Source organism: Streptomyces olivaceus (genome assembly GCF_000721235.1).
Lineage (GTDB): Bacteria > Actinomycetota > Actinomycetes > Streptomycetales > Streptomycetaceae > Streptomyces > Streptomyces olivaceus.
In genome coordinates this window covers 300,364-306,789 of sequence record NZ_JOFH01000006.1, presented here as the reverse complement: position 1 = coordinate 306,789, position 6,426 = coordinate 300,364, and the positions used below count along the sequence as shown (strand labels likewise).

Genomic DNA, 6,426 nt, shown 5'->3' with positions numbered 1-6,426 from the left:
CTGTGCGGTTTCGGTGGGGGTGCGGGTAGCGCGTTGGGTTGTGGGGTGGTGCGGGGCCGCGCCGGGGGGTGTCCGTCCTCGGAACGGCGCGGAATCGCTCGGACAGGGAAGCCGGCTCCGTTGACGCGCCAACCGCTGCGGGCGGACACCCCCCGACACGTCCCCTTCCCGCCGTACGCGGCTGATCCTCCTCGCCCCGGCTGCGTATCCCCTTCGCCGCCGTACGCGGCTCACCCGCCGTACCGCCCCAGCTGCGGGCAGTGCGTGCCGCGCCGCTGCGGGCAGTCGTGCGCTGGGGCGGCACGGGTGGGCGCGGCGGCACCCCGTAAGCGCCGGGCCGCGTACCCTACCCCCGGCCCGCACCCACGCCGGGGACCGAGTGCACGCCGGGCCGCCAACCCACACCCGCGCCGGGGCGGCAACGCGCCGGTTCGCTACAGCCGACCCAGTACCCGCGTCAGCAGCGCCCCCATGCGGGACGCGGAGTCGCGGCCCGCCTGGAGGACCTCCTCGTGGTTCAGGGGCTCGCCCGTCATGCCCGCGGCGAGGTTGGTGACCAGGGAGATGCCCAGGACCTCCGCGCCCGCCTCCCGTGCCGCGATCGCCTCCAGGACCGTCGACATGCCCACCAGGTCCGCGCCGATCACGCGGGCCATGCGGATCTCCGCCGGGGTCTCGTAGTGCGGGCCGGGGAACTGGGCGTAGACGCCCTCCTCCAGCGTGGGGTCGACCTCCTTGCAGAGCGCGCGCAGGCGCGGGGAGTAGAGGTCGGTGAGGTCGACGAAGTTCGCGCCGACGATGGGGGAGGTGGCGGTGAGGTTGATGTGGTCGCTGATCAGGACGGGCTGGCCGGGGCGCATGCCCTCGCGCAGGCCGCCGCAGCCGTTGGTCAGGATGATCGTCTTGGCGCCGGCCGCCACGGCGGTGCGGACGCCGTGGGCCACGGCGGCGACGCCGTGGCCCTCGTAGTAGTGGGTGCGGCCCAGGAAGACCAGTGCGCGCTTGTCGCCGATCGAGTACGAGCGGACCTTGCCGCCGTGACCCTCCACCGCGGGCTGCGGAAAGCCCGGCAGGTCGGTGACCTGGAGATCGGCCTCGGGGGCGCCAAGCGCGTCCACGGCCGGTGCCCAGCCGGAGCCCATCACGAGGGCGACGTCGTGGGTCTCGGCGCCGGTGAGTTCGCGCAGGCGGGCCGCGGCGGCGTCGGCGGCGCTGTAGGGGTCGCCCTGGATGTCGTCCGGAAGAAGAGATGCGTTCACGCCGAAGAGGGTATCCGGTTTACGCCTACGCGCGTAGATGACAGAGGTCACGGGATGGTGAGGGTTCCGTTGCCGAGGGCGGCATCGTTTCAGCAGGGGCGTTTGCGGAGTTCCATCACGTAGTCGTGCGGGGCGCCCGCCGACTCGGCCGCGTCCGCGATCTCGCCCAGGTAGCGGGCGGAGGGCAGGCCGCCCTCGTAGGCGTTCAGGACGTAGGTCCAGGCGCCGTCTTCGCCGTCGAGCGTGTGGACGCGGACCCGGGTGCGGCGGTAGATCTCCAGGCCCACGCCCTCCCAGCGGTCGAGCGAGTCCTCGTCCATCGGGGCGATGTCGTAGAGGGAGACGAAGACCTGGGAGAGCGGGTCCTCCACCAGGGTCGCCAGCGCGCCCTCCCAGCCCATCTGCTCGCCCCCGAAGGTCAGCCGCCACCCGTTCAGCCACCCCGTGGCGCGCAGCGGCGAGTGCGGGGCGCGGCGGGTCATCAGCCGCGCGTCGAGGTTGCCGGCGTACGCGGCGTAGAGCGACATGGGGGAAGGGTACGACAGGGGTCCCGGCATCGCTGTTGTAACGGTGGCGGCCCCGGGCGGCCTCTCCTTGAGGCGTGCGGGACAATGGAGTACGTGACTCGGATCGTGATCATTGGTGGCGGACCCGGCGGATACGAAGCGGCCCTGGTGGCCGCTCAGCTCGGCGCGGAGGTGACCGTCGTCGACTGCGACGGTCTGGGCGGGGCGTCGGTGCTGACCGACTGCGTGCCGTCCAAGACCCTCATCGCCACGGCCGAGGTGATGACCACCTTCGACTCGTCCTACGAGGAACTCGGGATCATCGTCGCCGACGACACCCCGCCCATGGAGCAGGCCGCCCGGGTGGTCGGCGTCGACCTGGGCAAGGTCAACCGGAGGGTGAAGCGGCTCGCGCTGGCGCAGTCGCACGACATCACCGCCTCCGTGACGCGCGCCGGCGCGCGGGTCATGCGCGGGCGCGGACGGCTGGAGGGCATGCAGGGCCTCGACGGGTCCCGGAAGGTCGTGGTGCGGGCCGCCGACGGGAGCGAGGAGACGCTGACCGCGGACGCGGTTCTCATCGCCACCGGCGGGCACCCGCGGGAGCTGGCGGACGCGCGGCCCGACGGCGAGCGGATCCTGAACTGGACCCAGGTGTACGACCTGGACGAGCTGCCCGAAGAGCTCATCGTGGTGGGATCGGGTGTCACCGGTGCCGAGTTCGCCGGTGCTTACCAGGCGCTCGGGTCGCGGGTCACGCTCGTGTCGTCGCGGGACCGGGTGCTGCCCGGCGAGGACCCGGACGCGGCGGCCGTCCTGGAGGACGTCTTCCGGCGGCGCGGGATGAACGTCATGTCGCGGTCCCGGGCCCAGTCCGTCAAGCGGGTGGACGACCGGGTGGAGGTGACCCTGTCGGACGGGCGGGTGATCACCGGGTCGCACTGCCTGATGGCCGTCGGTGCCGTGCCCAACACGGACGGGATGGGCCTGGAGGAGGCCGGGGTCAAGCTCAAGGACTCCGGGCACATCAAGACCGACCGGGTCTCGCGGACCTCGGCTCCCGGTGTGTACGCCGCCGGTGACGTCACCGGGATCTTCGCGCTGGCCTCGGTGGCGGCGATGCAGGGGCGGATCGCCATGTACCACTTCCTCGGCGACGCGGTCACCCCGCTGAACCTCAAGACCGTCTCCGCCAACGTCTTCACCGACCCGGAGATCGCCACCGTCGGCTACTCGCAGGCCGACGTCGACGCCGGCCGGATCGACGCCCGCGTGGTGAAGCTGCCGCTGCTGCGCAACCCCCGCGCCAAGATGCAGGGCATCCGGGACGGCTTCGTCAAGATCTTCTGCCGGCCCGGCACCGAGATCGTGGTGGGCGGTGTCGTGGTGGCGCCGCGTGCCTCGGAGCTCATCCATCCGATCTCGCTCGCCGTCGACAACAACCTGACGGTCGAGCAGATCGCCAACGCCTTCACCGTGTACCCCTCGCTCTCGGGGTCGATCGCCGAGGTGGCCAGGCAGCTGCACACGCGGAAGGCCGGTGGCGAGGGGTAGCGGTCGGCTGAGGCCGGAAATCACTCCTCGCTGGTCACGGGGAGTTGCCGGGGTTGCGAGGGGCATAGTCGGGTGAACTAGGCCCGTATACCACTTCCGCTGCTGGCCTGCGAACAACTTCTGTTATTCGGCGCATACTGCTGAAAGCAGACGGTCGTTGGGGTTACTGTCAGTTTCGTGTTCGCTGCAGAACGTCGCCAATTGATCCTCGAAATGGTGCGAGCGAACGGGGCCGTGTCGCTCCGTGAGCTCGCCCGCGTCGTCCAGACCTCCGAAGTGACCGTACGGCGGGACGTGCGCGCACTGGAGGCAGAAGGACTCCTCGACCGCCGGCACGGCGGTGCGGTACTGCCGGGCGGGTTCACGCGAGAGTCCGGCTTCCCGCAGAAGTCTCATCTCGCGACCGCTGAGAAGACGGCCATCGCCGATTGCGCCGCGGGCCTCGTCGAAGAGGGCGAAGCCATCGTGGTGGGAGCGGGTACCACGACGCAGGAGCTGGCCCGCCGGCTCGCGCGGGTGCCCGGGCTGACCGTCGTCACCAACTCGCTGCTGGTGGCCCAGGCACTCGCCCACGCCAACCGGGTCGAGGTCGTGATGACCGGTGGCACGCTCAGAGGGTCCAACTACGCCCTGGTCGGGTCGGGTGCCGAGCAGTCCCTGCAGGGGCTGCGGGTGTCCAAGGCCTTCCTGTCCGGGGCCGGGCTGACCGCCGAGCGGGGGCTGTCCACCTCCAACATGCTCTCGGCGTCCGTCGACCGCGCCCTGGTGCAGGCCGCCGCCGAGGTCGTCGTCCTCGCCGACCACTCCAAGCTGGGCACGGACACCATGTTCCAGACCGTGCCCACCGACGTCATCACCCGCCTGGTCACCGACGAGGCCCCGGCCCACGACGACCGCGCCGCCGCCGAACTGCAGGCCCTGGCCGACCAGGGTGTGGAGATCGCCGTGGCCGGGGCGTCGGGGGGTGCGACGAACGCCCAGGGCGGCTCGGGAGGGCCGGGGGCTCCAGGGGTTCCGGGTGCCTCGGGTGCCTCGGGGGCTTCGGGGGGCGAGGGCGGTCCGGGGCGTCGGCAGCGCCGGGACGTGCCGCTTCCGGGGCCGCGCCGTCAGGTCCCGGGCGCGGCGGCGGGGTTGAGGTCCGCCGGCTCCCTGGGTGAGCAGCCGGGCGGTACGGAACGGGCGCGCGTCGCCGACATGCGCCGCCGGTAGCCCCTGCGCCCGGTCCTCGGGCCGTCCGCGGTTCCCGTCGCGTCCCCCGTTGCCACGACGGGGGCGCCCGGCGGGACCGTCTGTGCGGTCCCGCCGGGCGCCCCGACGTGCTGTTCGGGCGGCCTCAGTCCTTGATCTCGCAGATGGCCGCACCCGAGGTGATGGAGGCGCCGACCTCCGCGCCCAGGCCCTTGACGGTGCCCGACTTGTGGGCGTTGAGCGGCTGCTCCATCTTCATGGCCTCCAGGACGACGATCAGATCGCCCTCCTGGACCTCCTGGCCCTCCTCCACCGCGATCTTGACGATGGTGCCCTGCATCGGGGAGGCGAGGGTGTCGCCGGAGGCCGCGGGGCCGGACTTCTTGGCCGCCCGGCGCTTGGGCTTGGCACCGGCCGCCAGGCCGGTACGGGCCAGGGACATGCCGAGGGACGAGGGGAGGGAGACCTCCAGGCGCTTGCCGCCGACCTCGACGACGACCGTCTCCCGGCCGCTGTCCTCGTCCGCCTCGCCGTCCGCCGGAGCGGTGAAGGGCTTGATCTCGTTGACGAACTCCGTCTCGATCCAGCGCGTGTGGACCGTGAAGGGGTCGCCGGAGCCGGTCAGCTCGGGGGCGAAGGCGGGGTCGCGGACGACCGCGCGGTGGAAGGGGATCGCCGTGGCCATGCCCTCGACCTGGAACTCCTCCAGGGCGCGGGCGGCGCGTTCGAGGGCCTCCCGGCGGGTGCGGCCGGTGACGATCAGCTTGGCGAGGAGGGAGTCCCAGGCCGGGCCGATCACCGATCCGGACTCCACGCCCGCGTCCAGGCGGACGCCGGGGCCCGTGGGCGCGTCGAAGAGGGTGACGGTGCCGGGGGCGGGCAGGAAGTTGCGGCCGGGGTCCTCGCCGTTGATGCGGAACTCGAAGGAGTGGCCGCGCAGGACCGGGTCGCCGTAGTCGAGTTCTCCGCCGTCGGCGATGCGGAACATCTCCCGGACCAGGTCGATGCCCGCGACCTCCTCGGTCACCGGGTGCTCGACCTGGAGGCGGGTGTTGACCTCCAGGAAGGAGATCGTGCCGTCCATGCCGACCAGGAACTCCACCGTGCCGGCGCCGACGTAGCCGGCCTCCTTCAGGATCGCCTTGGAGGACGCGTACAGCTCCTCCAGCTGGGCGTCCGAGAGGAAGGGCGCCGGGGCCTCCTCGACCAGCTTCTGGTGGCGGCGCTGCAGGGAGCAGTCACGGGTGGAGACGACCACCACGTTGCCGTGCTGGTCGGCCAGGCACTGGGTCTCCACGTGCCGGGGCTTGTCCAGGTAGCGCTCGACGAAGCACTCGCCGCGCCCGAAGGCGGCCACCGCCTCGCGGACCGCGGAGTCGTACAGCTCGGGGACCTCTTCGAGGGTGCGGGCGACCTTGAGGCCGCGGCCGCCGCCGCCGAAGGCGGCCTTGATCGCGATCGGCAGGCCGTGCTCCTCGGCGAAGGCCACGACCTCCTCCGCCCCGGAGACCGGGTCGGGGGTGCCGGCGACCAGGGGGGCGCCGGCGCGCTGGGCGATGTGCCGCGCCGCGACCTTGTCGCCGAGGTCCCGGATGGCCTGCGGGGGCGGGCCGATCCAGACCAGGCCGGCGTCCAGGACCGCCTGCGCGAATTCCGCGTTCTCGGAGAGGAACCCGTATCCCGGGTGAATGGCGTCCGCGCCCGACTCGCGCGCGGCCTTCAGGACCTTCCCGATGTCCAGATAGCTCGTCGCGGGGGTGTCACCACCCAGGGCGAACGCCTCATCAGCGGCGCGGACATGCAGAGCGTCCCGGTCCGGGTCCGCATAGACGGCCACGCTCGCGATCCCGGCGTCCCGGCAGGCCCGGGCCACGCGGACAGCGATTTCGCCACGGTTGGCGATGAGCACCTTGCGCACG

At 72.4% G+C, this 6,426-nt stretch carries 5 protein-coding genes; 2 read left to right on the top strand and 3 right to left on the bottom strand.

Features of this window, described 5'->3' with window-relative positions:
* Positions 1-434 precede the first annotated feature (434 nt).
* Both IG94_RS0110200 and IG94_RS0110195 read right to left on the bottom strand, forming a co-directional pair.
* The gene (locus tag IG94_RS0110200) at positions 435-1,259 is read right to left on the bottom strand and encodes a purine-nucleoside phosphorylase (RefSeq protein WP_031033675.1); all 825 of its coding nucleotides are present in this window, start codon (positions 1,257-1,259) and stop codon (positions 435-437) included.
* Between the two features lie 89 nt (positions 1,260-1,348).
* On the bottom strand, positions 1,349-1,786 hold the full coding sequence (locus tag IG94_RS0110195; protein ID WP_031033674.1) for a gamma-glutamylcyclotransferase family protein: 438 nt from the start codon (positions 1,784-1,786) through the stop codon (positions 1,349-1,351).
* 84 nt (positions 1,787-1,870) lie between these two features.
* Between IG94_RS0110195 and IG94_RS0110190 the strand changes: the two genes are divergently transcribed.
* Both IG94_RS0110190 and IG94_RS0110185 read left to right on the top strand, forming a co-directional pair.
* A complete protein-coding gene (locus IG94_RS0110190) occupies positions 1,871-3,319 on the top strand; it encodes an NAD(P)H-quinone dehydrogenase (protein WP_031033673.1) in 1,449 nt (482 codons plus the stop codon).
* 177 nt (positions 3,320-3,496) lie between these two features.
* Positions 3,497-4,528, top strand: a complete 1,032-nt coding sequence (locus IG94_RS0110185) for a DeoR/GlpR family DNA-binding transcription regulator (protein ID WP_078892241.1) — start codon at positions 3,497-3,499, stop codon at positions 4,526-4,528.
* Between the two features lie 124 nt (positions 4,529-4,652).
* On the opposite strand, the gene IG94_RS0110180 is transcribed toward IG94_RS0110185, so the two are convergent.
* A complete protein-coding gene (locus IG94_RS0110180; protein WP_031033669.1) occupies positions 4,653-6,425 on the bottom strand; it encodes an acetyl/propionyl/methylcrotonyl-CoA carboxylase subunit alpha in 1,773 nt (590 codons plus the stop codon).
* Between the last annotated feature and the right edge of the window lies 1 nt (position 6,426).

Bases quoted from the DNA above. Each gene is read 5' to 3' on its own strand.
- IG94_RS0110195 (WP_031033674.1), bottom strand. From the start codon at position 1,786: ATGTCGCTCTACGCCGCGTACGCCGGCAACCTCGACGCGCGGCTGATG.
- IG94_RS0110190 (WP_031033673.1), top strand. From the start codon at position 1,871: ATGGAGTACGTGACTCGGATCGTGATCATTGGTGGCGGACCCGGCGGA.